The following is a 22,864-nucleotide window of genomic DNA, read 5'->3' on the forward strand; positions in this document are numbered from 1 at the left end:
AAGCCATTCGGGTTAAAAATAAATCCGAAAATTTCTATGATTTCAGTTTAAGATGCCCCGGGCGGCGGGGAATTAAGATGCCGCCAGTGCGGAGCCGTGCCCTGTGCGTATCCGTTGTTGTGCCGCCCGGTACAAACTTTCTTTGGTGATTTGATTGATGCAGATTTCCATGGGAGGTGAAAATTCTGTAATCCTGCAGTGATTGATTTGTTAATTGTTCGAAAATCATTTGGCCCCTTAATTTTATTTAGTTGTTACAAAGTTATATGCATTACACTTGCATATCTAAGTCAAATAAATTATTTTTCTTGCATGTAAATTTTATATAATTTGATTAAACAATATAATAATAGTTATTCAGTAGCGGATTTTAACTTTATTCTGCAATATAAAGCGATTCCTGAAGAAATAAGGAAAAAGTATTATTATGAGCTGAAATGGAAAAATGCAAAGAAATCGGAAAAGAGATTAAAGTTTATAGAGATTCTAGAAAGATATATTTCAATAAAAATTAAACCAACCTGGAATAATGATGAAATAATAAAGAAACTCAGGATTAATAAAGCTTCCTATTTTTGTTTAAAATCACGTTTGTTGAAATCAGTCAGAGAATATTATTTCAATTTTAATAGTAATTTCGAAACCAACCACAAATCATATGAAATAATATCTAAAGTAAGAAAGCTGATTTCAAAAGGAATGATACGTGAAGCAAAATCTTTACTCTATAGATGTGAATACCATATTTTGAAAAAAGAATCGAAATCAGCCGACGATATAGTAATTCTTTCCGAAGTTTACGAATATCTTCTTGTCTATTATCACAGACAAAGAAATAAGGCGCGTTTCAACATTGTTTTTAAAAAACTAAATCAATTATTATATAAAGAACTAAAACTCACTGATGAGCAGAAAACTTTAATCGCAATAAGAAAAAATATTGCTGAAGCATTTTCAGAAATATTTTTAGTGCGCTCCGATAAAAGTAATCAGATTGCTCTTCAGAATTATCTGAAAGCGTCACGGCTTGCGAAAAAAATAAACAAAGATAAATATTATCTGAAAATGCTCTTTTATGCCGGAAATATTCAGCATGAAACGGGAAAAGTTGAGCAGGCTTATAAAACTTTCAGTGAAGCTTATAATTTTTCTGTTATTAAAAACTTAAAAAGCGAAAAAAATATTTTTCATACTAAGCTGATGCTTCTGGATTTTTTAAAAGATAACAGCAAAGCTAACGATTATATGGTTCTTACCGAGAAATATTATAAGGAAGTTTTAAAAAATCCTTATGATGTAGATTACACTATGCATATACTTTTTCATGATTTGCGTTTTACATCATTCTGCGGATACGGAGAAAAATTTAAAGCGCTTGGTGAAGAACTTGTGAACAGGTTATTTCTTTATTCAAGAAAAGCAGACGCAGTATTCAGGTGGTATGCGCTTGAAGCAGATAAGTACATTGAAGATATGTATTACTGGTATGAAAAAGACGGAGATATAAAAGTTAAGATTGTTGAACACGTTCATAATTCGTTTGAAAACTTTAACTACAGCGCTTTACTTCAGTTTGGAAAGTTTTATAGTTACGACCAGCTTGCATTCTTATATGTTACTCAGGTTGAGCTAGAGTTCTGGAAAGGGAAAAACTGTAACTTTGAGAACGCCGGTTACTATATAGAAAAGCTGAAACGAATAGGAAAAAAAATCAGTTCATATTCCAATACGGATATGCCTGAATTGCTTAGGCTATGTCTTAAAATTACGGAAGAAAGTTTGTATAGGAAATCTGAAGATGTATTTATAAAGTATTTACCAGAGCTAAAGATTATTTTCAATAAACTGCAGAGTAAAGAGAAAAACTACAACCTGAGTAACGAATATTCTTTCCTATATTTTACTTCGGAAATATTGAACGTGAATGAGTTTTCATCTATGATAAAATCTTTTGAAAAATGGATACGCGTTAACCAGCCGGGAATATTTGAAGAGTTGCTGAAAATAAATATGAAGAAGGCAGTTTAGAATTAATCACAAAATAGACTTGAATATAGAAGTTCAAAAATATTATTTTCAACCGTAAACTAAATAGATACATGAAAACATTTCTTATCGTGCTCTTCTCAATTCTGCCAATGATTTTTATTAACGCACAGGAAAACCACTCCTGCTGCGATGAAGATGCAGTAACAAAGTTCTCAAGACTTGGAAATGACAAAAACTTTGTTGCTGTGCATAATGAACCCGGCGGATTTAAATTAACAAATCCCGCCGGAACAATGATAACATTTAACACTCCCGATGGAAAAACAGGAAACGGCTACGAAGTTAAAGCAAGCACACCAACCAATAAATATCTTTTAGTATTTCATGAATGGTACGGACTAAACGATTATATAAAACAGGAGTGCGAATCATGGGCAGCAGATCTTGGTGTTAATGTAATAGGAGTAGATTTATACGACGGCAAAGTTGCAAAGAATAATCAGGAGGCATCACAATATGTTCAGAGTGTTGAAACAGAAAGAGGATTAAATGTTATTGCAGGCGCAAGAGATTATGCTCCTGCTGATGCAATCTTCGGAACTATAGGCTGGTGTTTCGGCGGCGGCTGGTCATGTCAGGCAGCAATATTACTGGGAGACAGATGCAAAGCTTGCGTAATGTATTACGGAATGCCTGAAGAAAATTTAGACAGGCTTGCAAAACTGACTGCTCCTGTTTACGGAATATTTGCTTTACAGGATGCTCATATAAATCAGGATATTGTTAAAAAATTTGAAGCTAATATGAATTCACTCGGAAAAAAAATCACAACAAAGAGTTACGATGCAGTTCATGGATTTGCAAATCCTTCAAATCCCAAGCATGATGCAGCAGCTACTGCGGATGCACGGGCGCTGGTAACGGCTTTCTTTAATGAAAATTTTAAATAAGACTACTTAAATAATTTATAAAGTCATGAAAAGATTCTTCTCACTCACAGTACTGATATTTTTGTTTTCATCGGCAAGTATTTTTGCTCAGGATACAATTAAAATAATGGCCTGGAATTTACTGGGATATAAAGCAGCCCCAAGCTCTCGTGACCAGTATTTCCGGAAAGTAATCAAAGCTGTCAACCCTGATATTATAGTAGTAAATGAAATTGACGGACAAAGCACTGTTACAGGATTTTTAAACAACTGCGCAAATTATTACACTCCGGGATTATATACTGCAACTACTTATATAAACGGATTTGATACTGATAATGCGCTGTATTTCAAATCTACAAAGCTGCAATTTATCTTGAACTATGCAATCAGTACTCCGCAGGGAAGAGATATAAATCTTTTTGTAATGAAAGACATTGTACAGAATGTCACTTTTAACGTTCTTGGCTGCCACTTAAAAGCCGGCTCTACAGCAACTGATTATACTCGCAGAGCAGGAGAAGTAACGGCATTAAGAACCTTCACAAATTCACAAGCTCCGGGAACTTACAATATTATTGTCGGCGATTTTAATATGTATGCTTCAACCGATTCTGCATATAAAGTACTTACTGCTGTAACTCCGGGAAATACAGGACATTTTATTGACCCAGACCCCCTGACAGGCACATGGAATAATTTTAATTATCGGGCTCACCATACACAATCTACAAGAACACGACAGCTTTCGGATTCGGGTTCGACAGGAGGAATGGATGATAAATTTGACTTAGTTTTGTTTTCTAAAGGAATTGCAGACGGAACAGGTTCTGTAACTTACATTCCAAACTCATATAAGGGATACGGTAATGACGGCAACCATTACAATGATTCTATAAATAAGCGGCCAAATACTGCCGTGCCCGATTCGATTGCAGATGCTTTATACTATGCATCGGATCACCTGCCGAGCGTATCGCAGTTCAGAATTTATGCGGGAGTTTCAGTAAGTCAGATTAGTTCAATTGTGCCCGATAAAATTGAACTGAAGCAGAATTATCCTAACCCTTTCAATCCCGAAACAAAGATAAAATTTGATATTCCTCAAAACGGATATGTAAGACTAAGTGTTTATAATTCACTGGGGCAAAAGATAACAGACCTGGTTAGTCAGAATTTATCAGCTGGGGAATATGAATCTGACTGGAATGCAAAAGATTTTGCCAGCGGAATTTATATTTACAGACTGGAGACTGAAAATTTTACCCAGACTAAACAGATGCTTTTAATAAAGTAATTACGAATTACTTCTTCACCCCTCCTTGAAAAGGAGGGGGAATTTTATCATAAATAATTCATTTCATTTTACCTTTCCGCCTTTCCTTGCTCCTTAAAATCATTCTTACGATATTTAACTCACTTCAATAAACATTTATATAAAAATGAAAAACTTATTTGATGACGGACCGCGTCAGGAAATAATTGAAAGAATAAATAAATTAACTCCGGAATCTAAGCAGCTTTGGGGCAAAATGAGTGTTTCGCAGATGCTTGCTCATAATGTAATTCCTATGGAACTTGCATTGCAAAATCCTAAACCTGCCAGGCAATTCATGGGAAAGATTTTCGGGGGAATGGTGAAGAAAAAGTTATTAAGTCCCGAGCCATTTAAGAAAAACGGATTTACTCCGAAGGAATTCCGGATAGACTCCCCAAAAGAATTTAACGAGCAAAAAGAAAAATTACTTTCAACTGTAAACAGATTTAAGAGGGGAGCAATAAAGGATACCGTACATCCATTCTTCGGAAACATGACTGAAGACCAATGGGGTCAGCTTCAATACAAACATCTGGACCATCACTTACAGCAGTTTGGAGTATAAAAAAAAATTGCGTTAAGCTTTATTTCTTGTATTGCTGAATATATTCTTTTATTTTTTGAATCCTGTTCTCGGGATTCGGATGCGTGCTGAGGAATTCCGGTGAACGGTTTTTGCCCGATGCTTCGTTCAGTATTTCCATTACTTCTATCATGGCTTCAGGTTTATATCCGCTTTGTATTAAATATTTTACTCCGTATTTATCTGATTCTGTTTCGTCGTCTCTTCCATATTTTAAATTTGCCATTTGCCCGACATACTGAGCAACCATTCCGGCATTATAACCTCCGCTTGCAACCTGGGTTGCCTGAACTAACTGCTGAGTAAGCTCCTGCTTAGCCATTTGTTCCGATGCATGACGATTGATAACATGTCCGATTTCGTGACCTAGAACTCCTGCCAGCTGGTCTTCTGATTTTAACAATTTATAAAGACCCGTTGTAATGAAAATCTGTCCTCCAGGTAATGCAAAAGCGTTGATGGTTTTTGAATCTGCAAGCAGATAAAACTCAAATTTGAAAGGTGACTTTCCCGCTTCAGTTTTTGTAACTACATTATTTCCTACTTTATCTATAAAGGCATTTGCTTTTGAGTCCCTCGCTTCTCCGCCCATTTCCTGAATCATCTGCGGTGCAGCCTGCAAACCCAGAGTTATTTCCTGTTCAACGCTTAGGTTTACTCTCTGTTTTTCTCCGGTTACTGGATTGGTTTCAGTTTTACTGAAGTATGTTACAACTCCTATCAGTGCTACAACTACAGCTATTAAGAGACGGCCTTTAAAATTAGACATAAGTATTTTTATATGTTAGCTTTTCTAACTTTCAGAATCCGTTTTACGTTCCATAAAATTCAATCGCCTGTTGAGATTATGCCGTCATTTTCAAAAAGCATTATTACAGTTTTTTGAGGAGCGCGCGGACAATGCATAACACCTTTTGATATTGTAATTCCCTGCATAGGATTTAATTCAACCGTTCTTCTCTCACCGTTCTCTTCTATATCCATTAATAATTGTCCTTCAAGCACAAAGAAAAACTCGTCTTCGTTATCATGTTTATGCCAGTGAAACTCTCCTTCAATAATTGCAAGTCTAACTAAACCGTTGTTTACTTTTGTCAGAGTATGGTTAATCCATTTCTCTTTATTCTCAGAAACAATTTTTGATACATCAATTGTTTCCAGATGCTGAAATTTTACACCGGGTAAAATATTATAATTATTTTGTTCGCTCATATTTTGTTTAATATAAAAAAATGCCGTAAATGATTCTCACTTACGGCATTAATTAATATCAACTGAAACGCTTTCAGCTGACAACTATTTTACTAAGTTCATCTTTTTGGTCTCGACAAAATTGCTTGTTTTAAGAGTATAAAAATAAACTCCACTGGCAAGGCTTGCTCCGTCGATCTGAGCATTATAAAATCCTGCTTTTACATATCCGTCTAAATACGTTCCGACTAACTGTCCGAGCGTATTATAAACCTTTAAGCTTGCGAATCCGTCCTTAGGGATTGCAAAATTAATATTTGTTGTTGGGTTAAAAGGATTAGGGAAATTTTGTGAAAGTTCGTACTTCTCGGGTACTTCACTTCCCTGATTTCCTATTGCTGTTGTAACAACAGGAGCGCTGATACCCTGTTCCATTTCAGAGGTATTTAGTACTCCGCTATCTTTAAAAATCACAACATTGAATTTGCAGTTAGCTGCTACCCATGCAGGATCTAAAGTAACATTAAAAGTTAACGGAATTGCCTGCCCGTTACTCCATGCGCCTGAGTTTACGTTATCTCCTGCCATAGTGTTAACAATATTTCTTACGGTCCAGTTGTGAACCCATGTAGAGCTTCCTGTGCAATAAGAATTTCCGGTCTGAGCATATACCATATTATCTTCTGTGATAATATAGTTTACTTTATATTGTCCTGTTAAATTTGCAAGAGCAGTTGCGTTCAGATTAACAGTAAGCTGTCTTGTTCCCGCGTTGTATGTAGTGTTTGTAACTGCGATTGCAACATCTGAAGCAGGTTTCTGTGCATATCTGTATTCACCATCTGTAAACATTGAACCCCAGCCGTTGTTAACACCAAGTCTTCTATCCACTAATCCTGACGGATAGCCTGAAAAACCGAGAGCGGAAATTATTCCGTTACCATTGAACGTTTTCCAGGGGTCTGTACTTGCTCCGTGATAAGCAAACATTACTGTATTAGGATAAGCTTCCTTTAGATTATGTGCTTCGTTATCTCCGCAAGGGCACCACTGGCACCATGTACCTGTACAGAACTCAAGCACTGCGTTTCTTAAGTTTGTTGTAACTACAAGATTATTTGATATTGTATCGTTGCTTCTGTTCAGATCACCTGCTGCAGTTGTATAGGCTTTTATTGTATAATTACCTGCAGCTGCAAAAGTATAATTACTGAATGTTACAGTCTGAGATGTGCCCGGTGCAAGGTTAGTAACGGATTGTGTATTGGTAAATCCTCCGGGATTAATAGATAAAGTTACATTAAAAGACTGTGCTGTAGTTCCGAAGTTTTTAACAGTTGCTTTTACCCCTTTTGATTGCGGAGTCATTCCCCACTTAGGATCGAATACACTGTTAACCCCGACATCTGCAGTGTATCTTGTTCCCATTCTGATGTTATCAAGATAGAGATTATTTCCGAATGCAGATATAGCAGTGAACTTTACTTTATTAGTTCCTGCAGGAAGAGCATAAGTTTTTGTTGCCCATTCAGATGCAGTCGGTACATATAAATGCTGAGTAGGAGCGCCTGTTCTTAAAGGACCTGAAGAACCGCCGTTCAATGTTATAAGAACTGTCCACGTCGCTCCGTTATCTGTGGAAGTAGAAATCTGAAGCTGATCGTTCTCCGATGTTGCAGGAGCGTAAGCGTGATCAAACTTCAAAGAGTCTCCTGTAATTGCCAGGGGCAATGTAGGAGTAATTAAATCAAAACTTCCGCTTGCGTAATCATAAAAATCAAACATTGCGCAGGAGGTTCCTTGCCCGTAACCGCTTGCGTAAGAAGTTCTTATCCAGTCATAAGCTGCTGTGTGTGCCAGTGTCCAGCCGGCAGGAGGAAAAGAGGTGTTATCAAAATCCTGATTCAGGCTTAATGCCTCGGCATAAGTTTTTCCTGAATTGAAAATTATTAGAAAAGCTGTCATTAAGAGAAAGGTCTTAACAGCAGATCCAATGGTAAGTTTAGTTTCCATTATTGTTCCCGCATTTAAATTGTCTTCAATTATACAAGTATTCTTTCTTAATTGAAAGAAAAAATTGAATGGGCAATAATAAAAACTACTTCAAAAGAAGCATTTTTCTTGTCTCGGTAAATTCTCCTGCTGTTAATTTATAATAGTAAGTTCCCGCAGATAAGTTATCAGCAATGAAATTTATCCGGTAGCTTCCTGCAGTATAAAAATTATTTATAAGCGTTTGAATTTTTTTTCCGAGATTATCGAACAATTGTATTTTAACATTACCTGATTTATTAACTTCAAAATTTATAATTGTTGAAGGATTGAAAGGATTAGGATAATTTTGCTCCAATCTGAAATTTTTAACATTTGATGTAACTTCATTTATTCCTATTGAACCCGGCGAAAATATTCTTGCAAAGTTTTTTGCAAATTCATATCGGGTAGTATGGCATGTTGTTGTGTTATCCCAGTTGATTGACCATGTCATCATTCCCCGCAGGTTCGGATAAGTGCTTACTCTTGTGTAATTACCCGGCTTTGGTCCCGTTCCCATTAAATATTTAATAGCAGCTTTCACTGTATCGGGATGAATGAACGAACCTGCACCCGCTGCACCGACGCAGGCAGGCAAACCGACTGCAACATGATTTGCATTAAATCCTGTAAACTGTCCGCCTGCAGTATTGAACCCGTGAATAACGGCTTCAGTCATAGCAACAATAAAATCAGCTGTACCCTGGAAATACCCATGTCCGTCAATGCCGAACATGCTTCCGCTGTTGTATAATTGAACTTGAAGAATATCTATCGAATCTCTCAATGCATGCAGAACAGGAAGATATGCTCCGAAAATTCCACCGTATGCCGACATTCCTCCCTGCACATAGGCAGTCTCGGGAGCAAAGGTCAGATACATTTTTTTATGATAAGTTGTGCGGTAATTATTCATCAATTGTTTAATGCCGTTTATAAGATTTATTACCCAGGCATCTGTGGGATTTGAAATAGTTCCTCCGGTTAGAACGGTAGAGTTTTCCAGGTCAATATCTATTCCGTCGAAATGATATGTGTTTATGATTGTGGTCATTGAACTTACAAATGTATTCATCTGAGTTACATCATTGAGTTTTACCTGCGCATTTGCCCCTCCAATGGAAATAACAACTTTTTTACCTTTGGCTTTCATACTATCAATCTGCGCAATGAGAGTTGCCTGCGGTACGGCATCGGGTGTAAAAGTCATATTATAAGTAGTGCCTTCTGAAGGAATAGCGAACGAAACTTCGAGTACGTTGTAAGTGGTATCGACCTGAGTTAAATGAATGTAAGGACTTGCTGCGTCTTGCCAGTTTTGCCAGTAGCCGACTAAGGCGGGAGATTGAGCAAAGAGACAGTTTCCTAAAATTAAAAATAAAAAGAGTGATAATCTTTTCATATATAATTTGAAATTAATTTTCTTAAATATAAAATCGGATTATTTATTCTGCTGTAAGAAATTTATCAATTATACCCGGAATTTTTTAAAATTATAACCCGAAGTATCGGTTTTAGTAATTGATAATTATTCAGTTTACCTATGCGATTCAATACTTAAAAAGATATTTAGATTAATTTAATTATAATTAAAAAACGATTATATTTAAGCATTAAACTTTATCCCTCTGAAATTCATTTTTAGAATGAATGTGTAAATGAAAAACAGTAAACTTGCCTCGCTGCTTTCAAAGCTCTCCCTGAAAGAATTCAAAGAATTTGGAAAATTTGTAAAGTCACCTTACTTCAATTCAAATTCGAATATTATATCTTTATACGAGCTCATTGCAAAAGCTTTTCCTGATTTTGATTCCCCCAAACTTGTAAAAGAAAACATTTACGAACATATATATCCCGGAGAAAAATATAACGACAGCACCGTAAGAGGGCTGCTTGCTGCTGCTTTGAAACTTGCTGAAGAATTTCTTGCAGTGCATCGGCTCAGAGAAAATGAGTTTGCATATAAAGAATTTCTAATGAGTGAATTATGCGACAGGAAAATATTTGACCTTTTCAATATTCATCTTAAAAAGAACAGAACTGAGTTAGAAAATCTTAATACTAAACATGAAGATTATTTTTACCTCACTTACAAAATGGAAACATTAATCAATTCCATTGACAGTAAGTCTTACATTCCACTTACCCAGAAAGATGTTCCGGGAGATATAAATACCAAGGATACTGAAAGCCTGATAAATTATTTCCTTATTTCTATTTTAAAGAGATATAATTATTTGCTTACTAAGACCGGAAGCCTTAATGTTTCACTCGAATTGAATTTCATGGATGAAATGATTACATACCTTGAAAAAGCAAATCTGAGAGAAATTCCCATTCTTAACTTCCATTATAACCGCGCAATGCTTTATAAAAGCAATATGGAGGAAAAGTACTTTTTAGAGTTAAGAAGGATTTTCTTTGATAAAAAAAACAGTCTGGATGAATCTGAACTCTATAACTTAATGGGCGTTCTTTCAAATTATTGTGTCCGAAAAAATAATATTACAGGCGAAGAAGCACCTGTTGCCCAATATGAAATCTACAAATATGCGATTGAAAATGACATTCTTGCTTTAAATCCTACTGAACCGATTAATCCTGTTCTATACTCGAATATTGTAGCTGCATCACTTTATCTTGGGAAAACAGATGAAGCTGTTGAGTTTATCGAAAAGTACAAAGACCGAATAGCACCGGAACGAAGAGAGAGCGCAGTTAATTTTAATCTAGCAAAAGTTCATTTCAAAAATAAAAATTATAATGAGGCGTTAAGCTCTCTTGCTTTAGTACAGAATGAAGATGTATTTTATAAAGTTGCTATTAAAAATCTTTATGCTATGATATACTATGAAATGAACTTGGTTGAGGAATTAATTTTGCTTTTGGATTCTTATAAAAGTTTTTTACAGAGTAACGTTGTTTTAGGACCAAGGCTGAAAGAAAATCATAATAACTTTGTATCTGCATTAACTAAGCTGTTAAAGTTAAAAGACTTCAAAGATAAACCTGAACTGGAATACCTGAAGCATGAAATCAATTTATTGCCTACCACTGTAAGTATGGACTGGCTTATAAGCAAAATTGATAGTCTGCTCAAATAAATTTTAATTGCTCAGCATATAAACTATAATGTTGGTACCCATCTTAAATGACTCTTCCTTTTTTTCCGGCGGGTCGTTATGCTCCTTTGTATCTGCCCATCCGTCAGAAATATTTGTTTCATATGTATAGTACATGCAGAGCCTTCCGTTTTTATAAATTCCGAATCCCTGCGCAGGCTTGCCGTCATGCTCGTGGATTTTCGGAAGTCCGTTAGGGAATTTAAACTGTGAATTGTAAATCGGATGAGAGAAAGGAAGCTCTTTCATTTCCTCGTTAGAAAAAACTTTTTTTATCTCTCGCCTGAACGCCTCGTCCATTCCGTAGTCATCATCTGCATATAAAAATCCGCCGCTCTCACAATACTTTCTTAAACGCGCAGCTTCATTATCAGAAAAGGAAATATTTCCGTGTCCTGTAATTAAAATAAACGGGTAGTTAAAGATATCATCGGAGGCAATATCGACTGAATAGAACTTAGGTTCATCAACATCTACTGTTGTATTCTTTTTCAGATAGTCCATCATGTTTATTTCTGCAGATGGGTCGTTATACCAGTCACCCCCGCCTGAGTATTTCAGACGCGCAATTTTAAACGGCGAAGAATTTTTATTTACGCCGTCTGTCTGCGCAAAAATATTTGTACCTACTAGTAGTAATAATATTATACTTGCAAAAATTTTCATATTAAATTTTACTTCTTCATTAATAATTTGTTTCATTTGTAAAAAAGTCGGGAAATAGTCGGATTTTATTTTGTTATAATTACTCTATTATATATTGCAACATTATTGTCACATTTTAATTTCAAATTGTTCAAATGATGGATTTTTGACGGATTTTTCTTTCGGCGCTCAACTCAGTGTTTTTCGGAATTCTTAAAAAAAGTAACATTATTGTCACATTTTGATTTCACATTGTTCAAATGATGGATTTTTGACGAATTCTTCATTTGTGGCTCAACTCAACGTTTTTCGGAATCCTAAAAAAGTAACATTATTGTCACATTTTAATTTCTGTAACTCATAACTCATAATTCTCAAAGATACTCATTCCATAATTTCTTATCAAACAAGTTCTCCCTATTCCTTCTAATAGGTAAATTTTAGTGAATTCCTTTTTGCAAATGATTTGTATAAATTACATTACAATTTTTATTTATGCTGAAGATTCAGAATCTAAGAAAAACGTTTAAAAATGCCGATGCAGAGGTTTCTGATGTGATTAACATACCGGATTTTTCGTTACAGGAAAATTTTCAGCTTGCTGTTTCGGGCAAAAGCGGCTCAGGCAAGAGCACGTTTTTAAATCTTATTGCAGGAATAATTTCTCAGGATAATGGCGAGATATTTTTCAACGATGAAAAAATTTCTTCCCTATCTGAATCAAAGCGCGATGCCTTCCGCTCAAAAAATATCGGATACATTTTCCAGACATTCAACTTACTGCAGGGATTTACAGCGATAGAAAATGTTATGCTAGGAATGATGTTTGCTAACAATCACGACAGAAATAAAGCAGAAGTTCTTTTAAATAAAGTCGGACTTGCAAAAAAGATGAACAATAAGCCCTCTGAGTTATCAGTCGGCGAGCAGCAGCGTGTAGCAATTGCCCGCGCAGTTGCTAATTCACCTAAACTCATTTTAGCAGATGAACCCACTGCAAACCTTGATGCAAAGAATGGCGAGCTTGCCATCGACCTTATAAAAAATATCTGCGAAGAAAATAAAATCTCTTTGCTGCTTGTTTCACATGAAGCCGATATAATAAATAAGTTTGAGAATAAAATTAATTTTGAAGATATAAATAAGACGGCAACCATATGAGTATCTTCAGAATCGTTTGGAAAAATATTAAGCAGAGAAGTCTGGCGTCAGTACTGACAATGTTCTCTATAATGCTTGGAGTAGCCCTCGTTGTTTCAATTTTAATTTTAAAGCAGGAAAGTCAGGATGCGTTTAATCAGACAGCAACAGGCTACGAAATAATCGTCGGACCCAAAGGTAGTTCATTACAATTAACACTCAATACAATTTACCAAATAGGTGTACCGATACAAAATATGCCCTATGATACCTATGATAAATTAAAGAATGATAAGAGAGTAAAGCTTGCTATTCCTTATGTACTGGGAGATAATTTTAAAAATCACAGATTTATCGGCACAACTCCCGAAATTTTTTCTGACTTCTCTTATCAGAAAGATAAAAAATATAGTTTAAAAGAAGGTAAGTTCTTTACAAAAGATTTTGAAGTTGTAATAGGAAATGAAACTGCGCAGAAAACCGGACTGAAAATCGGAGATGCATTTTCCGGCTCGCACGGAGTAGAAAATTACGAAGGCAGTGAGGGAATGTTTGAACATGCCGAGTTCAAATTTACTGTCGTCGGAATTTTAGAAAAGACATTTACACCAATAGATAAAGTAATATTTACTTCGATGAATTCCATCTGGGAAATTCATCACCATGAAGCAGAAGAAAAATATGCAGAGCGAAAAGACACGACTCATCACGAATTTGAAAAATCAGTAACTGCAATTTTAGTCAGTTTAAAAAGTCCGGTTTATTTTGATTTACTAAGAAGGCAAATCAACGAAAATAAATACGAAGGAATAAACGCTCAGGCAGTAATACCGGTTTTCGAAATAAAGCAATTGTTCGATATAATAGGGAATATAAATTCAATTTTAATAATCATTGCTTACTTAGTTGTCTTCGTTGCAGTGATTTCAATATTAGTTTCGATTTACAATTCTATGAACGAAAGAAAAAGAGATATTGCAATTATGCGTTCATTAGGAGCAAGAAAGCAAACTATTCTGAATATAATTCTTATAGAAGGATTTATCATAAGTTTCATAGGAGGAATTCTTGGAATTATAATCTCGCACTTATTGATTTTTATTTTTAAAGATACAATTTCAAACATAGCGGGTATTCAGATAAGCGGAACGGTATTTAATGTATTCGAGTTTTATATCCTCACAGGAACAGTTTTACTGGGTTTAATAGTTACAATTATTCCTGCACTAAAGGCATATAACACTGATGTGGCAAGCAATCTTGCTCCGGTCAGTTAACAGATAAAGTTTAAAGTTATGAAAAAATTAAAATCAAAATTTGCAAACAATATTCCTTATTTAGGATATGCAGTTTTTATAATAGCAGTATGCACAAGTATTTTTTCCAATAAAGATACGAGCGGAAAAAGCTATGTGTACAATACTAAAGGTGAAAAAGTTGAGCTTAGTAAAATTAATTTTACTGCTAATACTAAAAGTGACTCAAGCAAAAAAGGTTCGCTAGATGGCACTCAGCAGATAAATGCTCCTAAAACAGATTTTGTACCTGTAGATACAACAAAGCCGTTTAATAAAATTACATTCAGACAGTTGCGTACATATGTGCCGGGACAAACGGTTCCGCAGGAAATAAAAGATATGGATGGCAAGAATGTAAATATAATCGGCTTCATGACTCCCCTGAACGCATTGGAAAAAATGGATGAGTTTTTATTGTGCTCCGCACCTCCACTTAGCTGTTATTGCGCGCCACCGATTTTTATAAATGAAATAATATACGTAAAGCTTACAAACGGAGTGAAGACGGACTTCAAAACAGGCGTCGTAAAAATCAGCGGAAGATTTAAAGTTAATATGGATGTAAAGGATGAGTACTCCGATATAATTTACTCAATAGACGGCGTTTCAATAGAATAAAATATTATAAAACTCTGGCAAAAATCCTGGATAAAAACAGATTAAATATCGTTAAAGAAGAAGTCTCCGAGCATCTGAAGTTCACTATAATATCTGTGCTTTTATGTCTCACTTCAGTTCTTATTGTTAATAAATATGTGCACGGCTATATGAATGAAGGCTTGTTCAGCAAAATTCATTATGTGCATCTATTTCTTGCAACAATTACTCCCGTGGCAATTTATTATGCTTTTAATAAAGATGCAGTCAGGGCAATTGGAGTAGGTATATTATCATCTTCCATCGGCTGTACGGTCAGTGATTCCGTTTTCCCATATATTGGCGGTCATTTGTTCGGATATAATATGACTCTGCATATCTGCATTTTAGATGAACCGCAGTTTGCATGGTCGGCCATTTTCATAGGGGGATTTGCAGGAATTTTCCTTCCGCGCCTCTTCAAAAAAATTACACATGTTACTCACTTTGTTCATACATTTGCAGCTACTATGGCAGCAATTGTGTATCTGCTGACGTTCGGATTTACAGGAAGCGATACAGTGCAGATAATTTACCTCATAATCATTTTATTTGTCTCAGTTTTAGTACCATGTTTATTGAGTGATATTGTAATTCCAAGTTTAGTATTTTCTGAATCAAGCTTTAATGAGATTATGGAGCACCATCACGGTCACAGCCATAGCCACGCTCATTCACACACAAAAGACTGATAAAATTCTAAATGCCAAAATCAAAAAAAATAAATCCTGACCTCTTTTTAAAAGCAAAGAAGTTCGGATTTTCAGATAAGCAGCTCGCCCATATTTTAAATGCCACAGAAGAAAAAATAAGAAACTACAGGGATAAAAATAAAATTTACCCTGTGTATAAAACTGTTGATACATGCGCAGCAGAGTTTGATGCAAATACACCTTATCATTACTCCACTTACGAAAAATATAATGAAGTAAAATCCTCAGATAAAGAAAAGATTATTATCTTGGGCGGAGGACCTAACCGCATAGGACAGGGAATTGAATTTGATTACTGCTGCGTTCGCTGTGTAAAAGCTCTTCGCGCAGAAGGATATGAAGTAATAATGATTAACTGTAATCCCGAAACAGTCTCAACAGATTACGATATAACAGATAAATTATATTTTGAACCGCTGACAGTAGAAGATGTTTTGAATATTATAAGATATGAAAAAAATGTAAAAGGAATAATTGTCAGCTTCGGAGGACAGACTCCGTTAAAGCTCTCTAAGGAATTAGAGAAAAACGGATTAAAAGTATTAGGAACGTCATCGGAAAATATTGATGTAGCAGAGGATAGGAAGAAATTTGGTAAACTGTTAGATGAATTAAAAATTCCGAAGCCTGAGTACGGAACTGCATTAAGTTTAAAAGAAGCAATTAAGATTGCAAATAAAATCGGTTACCCTGTATTGGTGAGACCTTCGTATGTATTAGGCGGGAGAGCAATGCAGATAGTTTATAATGATGAACAGCTCACGGAATTTTTCTTTGAGGCAGCAAAGCTTTCGGGAAAACATCCTGTATTAATTGACAAATTTTTAGAAGAGGCGCGTGAGATTGACGTTGATGCAATCGGCGACGGGAAAGATGTTTACATAGGAGGAATTATGCAGCATATAGAGGAAGCGGGGATTCACTCAGGCGATAGCACGTCTATACTTCCTCCCATTTCTTTATCTGCGAAAAATCTTAAAGAGATAAAAGATTATACTAAAAAGCTTGCAATTGCTCTTGAAGTAAAAGGACTGCTGAATATTCAATATGCAATTAAGGACAACGTTGTATATGTTATCGAAGCGAATCCGAGAGCATCGCGGACAGTTCCGTTTGTAAGCAAGACAACAGGCGTTCAGCTTGCAACTATTGCAGCGCAGGTAATTGCAGGAAAGAAATTAAAAGATTTTAGGCTGAAGAAGTTTGACGATATAAAATATATCGGAGTGAAGGAATCGGTTTTTCCGTTCCAGAAATTCCCGAAAGTAAAAATGTTTTTAGGACCGGAGATGCGCTCAACAGGAGAAGTTATGGGCATCGGCGCAACGTTCGGAGAAGCTATGTTAAAAGCGCAGACATCGACAGGAAATTTATTGCCTACAGAAGGAAATGTATTTGTGAGCCTTAACAACAATGATAAGAAGTCTAAGTCGTTAAAGATCGTCAAAGAATTTGTTGACATGGGATTTGGAATTATAGGAACAATCGGCACAGCAAAATACTTGAACGAAAACGGAATAAAAGCAGAGCCTGTATTTAAAGTCCTGGAAGGAAGACCTAACGTAGTTGACAGAATTAAGAACGGAGATATAAAACTTGTAATAAATACTCCATTGGGAAAGGAATCACGTTATGATGAGTATGCAATCGGATGGGCAGCAGTGCAGCAGAAGATACCGTTTATTACAACGCTTTCTGCAGCTGACTCAGTTGTACAGGGAATTAAAGAATTAAAATCAGGCAGAGTGAATGTAAAAAGCCTGCAGGAATATTATGTGGAATAGTTAAACTAAGATATCACTAGTTAAATAAAATCTTCCAATCTTCGCATCAATCTTTTCGCCGTTATCTTTTTCAAAAGTATAATGGCCTTCCATTGTGCCCCATTCAGTATCAAGCGGAGTAAAGCTTGAGTATTCAAAATTTTGCCCGGGTTTCAGATACGGAAACTGACCTACAACGCCTTCGCCTTTAACTTCATTTTCATCTCCGTCAGCATTGATAATTAACCAATAACGTGAAAGCAACTGCAAGTTCTCCTCACTGTTATTTGTAATACGGATGTTATAGATAAAAAAGAAAAGTTTTTTATCGGGCTCTGAGCGCTCGGGAATAAATTCGGGAGTCACCTCTATTCTTATTCCCTCTGTTGTTGTATCTGAATTTGGATTTGTCATAGTCTTGCTAATATATTAATTCTATTTTTTAAACTTTTCAAGTAACATTTTTAGCTTATCCTCTTTTTCTTCCATCTTGCTCTGCTGCTTTGCTTTAAAAGCATTCGGGTCAACCTTTGTGTTAGTATTTTTAACTACAGGTTTCGCTCCGGGTTCCTTCATGCTTAATTGAATTCTTTTTCTTGCTAAATCGACTTCAACTACGGTAACGTCAACCTTTTGCGCAACCTTTAAAACTTCGGCAGGATTTTTTATAAATCTATCCGTTATCTGACTGATGTGAACAAGCCCGTCCTGATGAACTCCTATATCAACGAATGCGCCGAAAGCAGTTAAGTTTGTTACAATGCCCGGCAGTTTCATTCCCGGCTTTAAGTCTTCCATCTTCTCGATTCCTTCAGCAAATTTGAACAGCTCGAATTTTTGTCGGGGGTCGCGTCCCGGCTTTGCAAGTTCGTCCATTATATCATTTAATGTTGGTAAGCCGACTGTATCCGATACATATTTATTTATATTAATTTTTTTTCTGAGTTCATCTGAATGCATTAATTCTTCTACAGTGCAGCCAACATCCTTTGCCATCTGATAAACAATGTCGTAGCTTTCAGGGTGAACAGCAGATGAATCCAACGGATTTTTTGCATCGCGGATTCTTAAAAATCCTGCTGCCTGCTCAAATGCTTTGTTGCCGAGTCTCGGTACTTTTAAAACTTCATCGCGTGATTTGAACGCACCTTTATCATTTCTATAATCTATAATACTTTTTGCAAGCTTGGGTCCGAGTCCTGAAACGTATGTCAACAACTCTTTGCTAGCAGTGTTTAACTCAACACCAACTTTATTCACGCAGCTAATTACAACATCATCAAGTTTTTCTTTCAGTGCTTTCTGGTCAACATCATGCTGATACTGTCCTACGCCGATCGACTTCGCATCAATTTTCACAAGCTCAGCAAGCGGGTCCATAAGTCTTCTTCCTATAGAAACTGAGCCTCTTACTGTAACATCGTAATCGGGAAATTCCTCTCTCGCAACTTCCGATGCAGAGTAAATAGATGCTCCGGATTCGTTTACCATTATAGTAGGAATATCTCTTCCGAAATCCACTGTCTTAACAAAAGCTTCTGTCTCTCTGCTTGCAGTTCCGTTGCCGATTGCAATTACGTCCGGTTTATATTCTTCAGCAAGCTTTATTAATTTTTCCGCAGCAAGTTTCTTCATCGCATCGGATTGTGTCGGATAAATATTATCGTTCTTTAAAAGCTTTCCATTCTCATCAAGGCATACGACTTTGCAGCCTGTTCTGAATCCCGGGTCAATCGCCAAAACTCTTTTTTCTCCCAATGGAGCAGCAAGTAAAAGCTGACGTAAATTATCCGCGAATACTGCAATCGCTTCTTTATCGGCAGTCTCTTTGCTGATAACTCTTGCTTCAGTTTCCATTGAAGGACCGAGCAGTCTTTTATACGAATCATCTATTGCAATCTTTACCTGAGCAGCAGAATCATTATTTCCTTTTACAAAAATACTTTGCATTAAATTAATTGCTTCTTCCGTTTCAGGCTCTGCCTTCAATGATAAAAATCCTTCGTTCTCTCCGCGTCTCATTGCTAGAACTCTGTGAGAAGGAGCTGATGAAATCGGCTCGCGCCATTCGTAATAATCTTTATACTTAATTCCTTCTTCTTCTTTTCCTGAAACAACTTTTGAAATGAAAACGCCTTTTTTCTGATAAAGGTCACGCATCTTTTCGCGCGCTTCCTGATTTTCGCTTACCCACTCCGCTATAATATCTCTTGCGCCCTGCAAAGCTTCTTCGATTGTGTTAACGCCTTTCTCTGCATCGATATATTTTTCCGCTTCGGCAATTATATCAATATCTCCCTGCGCGAAAATAGATTCACCCAATGGTTCCAGTCCTTTTTCTTTTGCAACCGTAGCCTTCGTTCTTCTCTTTGGTCTGTAGGGCAAATAAATATCTTCAAGCTCGGTAAGAGTTATTGCAGCTTCTATTTTTTCTTTTAATTCGTCGGTGAGTAATTTTCTTTCTTCAAGCGAGTTAAGTATTGCAGCTCTGCGTTTATCTAATTCTTCTAACTGGGAAATTCTGTCTCTTACAGCTGCGATTACAACTTCATCAAGACTGCCTGTAACTTCTTTTCTGTATCGTGCAATGAACGGCACAGTTGCATCTTCGTTTAATAACTGCGCAACTGCAAGCACCTGTTTCTGTGTTATGGAAAGTTCGTTAGCAATTTGTTTTGTGTGTAAGGGATTCATCATTATCTGTATTCTAAATTTTTATATAAATAAATATGCCACCTTTAACTAAATAAGCTGCAAGATGGCATTCAGTTGTAAAATTGTAAATGCAAAATAATTTTAAAAAGAAGTAATTATAATACAGAAAAATTTATATTGCGTAATATTTAAAATTCAGAAAATCTCACTCATTCTCTTTTTACTCCGTTTCGAATTAATCTTTTTAATATTTCAAATTTCTTTTGACGGTTGTATTTAGAGATATCAAGTGTTTCATATTCCTTTACGGGAATACTGATTATAATACCAATAAGAGTAGTTGGAATTGCAAGTGCTGTCCCGAACAGAAATCCTGTTCCCACATGATCAGCAAAATCAGGTTTTCTGCTTCCATCTCCTACAGGATTAAATTTTCCTTCTATTGCGCCCAGAACGAATCCGAGACCAAATCCTATTAGTGCGCTTGTACCTATAATTGAACCTTTGCTAGGACCTATCTTGTATCCGAACTTATCTATCCTGTCAAAAACAATTTTCTTGCTCACATATTTATTCATGTTTGAGTTCTGACCGTAAATGATTTGTTCAAAAGTCAGAGAAATCGAATCAATATCGGTAAGGCACACATCGTCTAATTTTTCAATTTCTTTGTTATAATTCAGATAAGAGATATAAAAGATTTTGTCGGTTTTATATGAACTGTCAGTTTGAGAAAATACTTTTGCAGTAAAGATAATAAGTAGACATAAAATTATTTTTTTCATATCGGAGCCTGATTTATTTTTCGGAGGCAATGCCGCCAATAATTGCACCTACCAATGCCCCTGCTACTCCTCCAACTAGTACTGCAGGGAATGAAATTTTAGTATCTGAGTGCGGCTCCAATGAAAAACTGCTTGCTAAAACTCCTATTAAAATTCCGCTGCATCCGCCGACCACAGCACCTATTAACATTCCTGAATCTTTGTCTGAAGTTTGTTCTGTGGAATCTTTTGTGAGTGATTTAATTGATTTGTTAGATTTGTAAAGAGTGTTTGTAGAAAGTGATGTATCTGTGATTGAAGCACTTGATTGTGCGAAAAGATTCCAGCTTAGAAATGAAAACAATAGAGACAAAACAATGAGGATTTTCATTACAATAAAGTTTAAGTTGCTGCAGCGATTGCCTTAGCTACATTCTGCCCGTCCAGAGCGGCAGAAATAATTCCTCCGGCATATCCCGCACCTTCACCGCAGGGGTAAAGTCTACTTACTTTAATGTGCTGATAATCAGTTTTGTTCCGCGGAATTTTTACAGGCGAGCTTGTACGTGACTCAATCCCCACCATCATTCCTTCATTTGAAAAATATCCTTTCATTTTTTTACCGTAATCCACGAAAGCCGATTTTAATTTTATTGAAAAAAATTCCGGAAGCAATAAATCAAAATCATGAGAGTAAACTCCCGGTATATAGGAAGTGTCATTTAATTCTAAAGATGTTATCCCTTTTACAAAATCTGTTATCTTCTGTGCGGGGGCAGCCTGAGTTTCTTTTCCTGATGCATTAAAAAATCTTTTTTCTATTAAGGATTGTATAAGCAAACCGTCAAAATCAGGGCTTAACACATCAAGATTATTGTTTACTCTGAACTCTTCCTTTAAATTTTTCACTTCGTTTGGATTTTCTTTTTTTATCTCATCTAAAATAATTTTGTAATCATCTGTTTCCAGAGCAACTACAATTCCTGAGTTCGCAAATTTTGAATCTCTGCGGGACATGGACATTCCGTTAACAACTAACTCTTTAGGTGCTGTTGCAGCAGGCACAATCAGTCCGCCCGGACACATGCAAAATGAAAAAACTCCTCTGCCGTCTGTCTGTGTAACAAGTTTATAGCTTGATGCAGGTAAATATTTATCGCGTGGATTTTGTTTGTATTGAATTTCATCTATCAGTTCCTGCGGATGCTCTGCCCTCACTCCTATTGCATACGGCTTTGCTTCCAGATATACATTTCTTTTCTGCAAAAGAAAAAATATGTCCCGTGCAGAATGACCCGTTGCAAGTATAACTGCATCGGCTGTATGTTCTTCTTTATCATTTACAATTACACCCTTCATCACTTCATTATCAATTATGAAGTCCGTTACTTTAGAATCAAAATGAATCTCTCCTCCGAATTCCAAAATTGTATCTCTTAACTTCTGCACAACTCCCGGCAATTTGTTTGAACCGATATGAGGATGTGACTCAACTAAAATGTTTTTATCTGCGCCATGCTCAACTAAAATCCGTAACGCCTTATCAATGTCTCCGCGTTTATGTGAGCGGGTATAAAGCTTGCCGTCGGAATATGTTCCTGCGCCGCCTTCACCAAAGCAATAATTTGAATCGGGATTTACAATGCTGAACTGCTGTATGGCTCTTAAATCTTTTCTGCGTTCCCTTACATCTTTTCCTCTGTCAAAAATAACAGGTTTGATTCCATGTTCGATTAACTCAAGCGCGGCGAAATATCCTGCAGGACCTGCGCCCACAATAATTACTTTCTTTTTATCGGAAGTTTTTTTGTATGATGATTTAACGGGAGGAGTTTTTTTCGGGACTTCATTTATATAAACATTGACAAGGAGATTTATTCGGGGATATCTTGAACGCGCATCAATTGAACTGCGGTCTTTTTGAATGTGTAATGTATCACTTTTTTTTAGAGATAATTTGCTTCTTACAAGCTCTTCGATGAATTTATCATCGGTTGATTCCTTCGGTGAAAGAATCAGTTCAATTCTTTTAATCATTTAATAAAAAGTTCACTATTTATGTGAAAAAATTTAAGAGGTATAAA

21 protein-coding genes are annotated in these 22,864 nt (G+C 36.0%); 10 read left to right on the forward strand and 11 right to left on the reverse strand.

Annotation, left to right across the window (positions count from 1 at the left end; all coding sequences use genetic code 11):
- Positions 1-34: 34 nt before the first annotated feature.
- Complete coding sequence (locus JST55_11130; GenBank protein MBS1494058.1) at positions 35-229, reverse strand: hypothetical protein; 195 nt, start codon at positions 227-229, stop codon at positions 35-37.
- A 101-nt stretch (positions 230-330) separates the two neighbouring features.
- Between JST55_11130 and JST55_11135 the strand changes: the two genes are divergently transcribed.
- The 4 genes from JST55_11135 to JST55_11150 all read left to right on the forward strand — a co-directional run bounded on the left by JST55_11135 (position 331) and on the right by JST55_11150 (position 4,801).
- Positions 331-2,028 (forward strand): hypothetical protein, encoded by a 1,698-nt coding sequence (locus tag JST55_11135; protein ID MBS1494059.1) that lies wholly within the window; start codon positions 331-333, stop codon positions 2,026-2,028.
- Positions 2,029-2,099: 71 nt separating this feature from the next.
- Positions 2,100-2,939 carry a dienelactone hydrolase family protein gene (locus tag JST55_11140; GenBank protein MBS1494060.1) on the forward strand — a complete coding sequence of 280 codons (840 nt, stop codon included), beginning with the start codon at positions 2,100-2,102 and terminating at the stop codon, positions 2,937-2,939.
- Between the two features lie 25 nt (positions 2,940-2,964).
- Entirely contained in the window at positions 2,965-4,215 is a 1,251-nt protein-coding gene (locus JST55_11145) for a T9SS type A sorting domain-containing protein (protein MBS1494061.1), read from the forward strand.
- Positions 4,216-4,360: 145 nt separating this feature from the next.
- Entirely contained in the window at positions 4,361-4,801 is a 441-nt protein-coding gene (locus JST55_11150; GenBank protein ID MBS1494062.1) for a DUF1569 domain-containing protein, read from the forward strand.
- 19 nt (positions 4,802-4,820) lie between these two features.
- On the opposite strand, the gene JST55_11155 is transcribed toward JST55_11150, so the two are convergent.
- The 4 genes from JST55_11155 to JST55_11170 form a co-directional block, all read right to left on the reverse strand.
- Positions 4,821-5,588, reverse strand: coding sequence for a M48 family metalloprotease (locus JST55_11155; GenBank protein MBS1494063.1), 768 nt, complete (start codon positions 5,586-5,588; stop codon positions 4,821-4,823).
- A gap of 59 nt (positions 5,589-5,647) precedes the next feature.
- Positions 5,648-6,031, reverse strand: a complete 384-nt coding sequence (locus tag JST55_11160) for a cupin domain-containing protein (protein MBS1494064.1) — start codon at positions 6,029-6,031, stop codon at positions 5,648-5,650.
- Between the two features lie 84 nt (positions 6,032-6,115).
- Entirely contained in the window at positions 6,116-8,023 is a 1,908-nt protein-coding gene (locus JST55_11165; GenBank protein MBS1494065.1) for an Omp28-related outer membrane protein, read from the reverse strand.
- 85 nt (positions 8,024-8,108) lie between these two features.
- Positions 8,109-9,446 (reverse strand): T9SS type A sorting domain-containing protein, encoded by a 1,338-nt coding sequence (locus JST55_11170; protein MBS1494066.1) that lies wholly within the window; start codon positions 9,444-9,446, stop codon positions 8,109-8,111.
- Between the two features lie 256 nt (positions 9,447-9,702).
- Here JST55_11170 and JST55_11175 point away from each other — a divergent pair, with 256 nt between their 5' ends.
- Positions 9,703-11,148, forward strand: coding sequence for a hypothetical protein (locus tag JST55_11175; GenBank protein MBS1494067.1), 1,446 nt, complete (start codon positions 9,703-9,705; stop codon positions 11,146-11,148).
- Between the two features lie 3 nt (positions 11,149-11,151).
- On the opposite strand, the gene JST55_11180 is transcribed toward JST55_11175, so the two are convergent.
- Complete coding sequence (locus JST55_11180; protein ID MBS1494068.1) at positions 11,152-11,832, reverse strand: DUF4159 domain-containing protein; 681 nt, start codon at positions 11,830-11,832, stop codon at positions 11,152-11,154.
- Between the two features lie 474 nt (positions 11,833-12,306).
- Between JST55_11180 and JST55_11185 the strand changes: the two genes are divergently transcribed.
- The 5 genes from JST55_11185 (at position 12,307) to carB (ending at position 17,382) form a co-directional block, all read left to right on the forward strand.
- Positions 12,307-12,972, forward strand: coding sequence for an ABC transporter ATP-binding protein (locus JST55_11185; protein ID MBS1494069.1), 666 nt, complete (start codon positions 12,307-12,309; stop codon positions 12,970-12,972).
- Positions 12,969-14,228 carry an ABC transporter permease gene (locus tag JST55_11190; GenBank protein ID MBS1494070.1) on the forward strand — a complete coding sequence of 420 codons (1,260 nt, stop codon included), beginning with the start codon at positions 12,969-12,971 and terminating at the stop codon, positions 14,226-14,228. Before JST55_11185 ends, JST55_11190 begins: the two co-directional genes overlap by 4 nt.
- An 18-nt stretch (positions 14,229-14,246) precedes the next feature.
- The gene (locus JST55_11195; protein MBS1494071.1) at positions 14,247-14,867 is read left to right on the forward strand and encodes a DUF3299 domain-containing protein; all 621 of its coding nucleotides are present in this window, start codon (positions 14,247-14,249) and stop codon (positions 14,865-14,867) included.
- A gap of 95 nt (positions 14,868-14,962) precedes the next feature.
- Positions 14,963-15,577 carry a hypothetical protein gene (locus tag JST55_11200; GenBank protein ID MBS1494072.1) on the forward strand — a complete coding sequence of 205 codons (615 nt, stop codon included), beginning with the start codon at positions 14,963-14,965 and terminating at the stop codon, positions 15,575-15,577.
- An 11-nt stretch (positions 15,578-15,588) separates the two neighbouring features.
- Entirely contained in the window at positions 15,589-17,382 is a 1,794-nt protein-coding gene (gene carB / locus JST55_11205; protein MBS1494073.1) for a carbamoyl-phosphate synthase large subunit, read from the forward strand.
- Here the strand turns inward: carB and apaG are convergent, their stop codons facing one another.
- From apaG to JST55_11230, 5 genes are all read right to left on the reverse strand, one after another.
- Positions 17,383-17,775: a Co2+/Mg2+ efflux protein ApaG gene (gene apaG, locus JST55_11210; protein ID MBS1494074.1), complete on the reverse strand. Its 393-nt coding sequence runs from the start codon at positions 17,773-17,775 to the stop codon at positions 17,383-17,385.
- Between the two features lie 21 nt (positions 17,776-17,796).
- Complete coding sequence (locus JST55_11215) at positions 17,797-20,055, reverse strand: RNA-binding transcriptional accessory protein (protein MBS1494075.1); 2,259 nt, start codon at positions 20,053-20,055, stop codon at positions 17,797-17,799.
- 170 nt (positions 20,056-20,225) lie between these two features.
- Positions 20,226-20,801, reverse strand: a complete 576-nt coding sequence (locus tag JST55_11220; protein MBS1494076.1) for a hypothetical protein — start codon at positions 20,799-20,801, stop codon at positions 20,226-20,228.
- Between the two features lie 13 nt (positions 20,802-20,814).
- Complete coding sequence (locus tag JST55_11225; protein ID MBS1494077.1) at positions 20,815-21,171, reverse strand: hypothetical protein; 357 nt, start codon at positions 21,169-21,171, stop codon at positions 20,815-20,817.
- 11 nt (positions 21,172-21,182) lie between these two features.
- Entirely contained in the window at positions 21,183-22,817 is a 1,635-nt protein-coding gene (locus tag JST55_11230) for an FAD-dependent oxidoreductase (protein MBS1494078.1), read from the reverse strand.
- Between the last annotated feature and the right edge of the window lie 47 nt (positions 22,818-22,864).

It is taken from the genome of Bacteroidota bacterium, from assembly GCA_018266835.1.
Classification (GTDB): domain Bacteria; phylum Bacteroidota; class Ignavibacteria; order Tepidaquicellales; family Tepidaquicellaceae; genus JAFDZO01.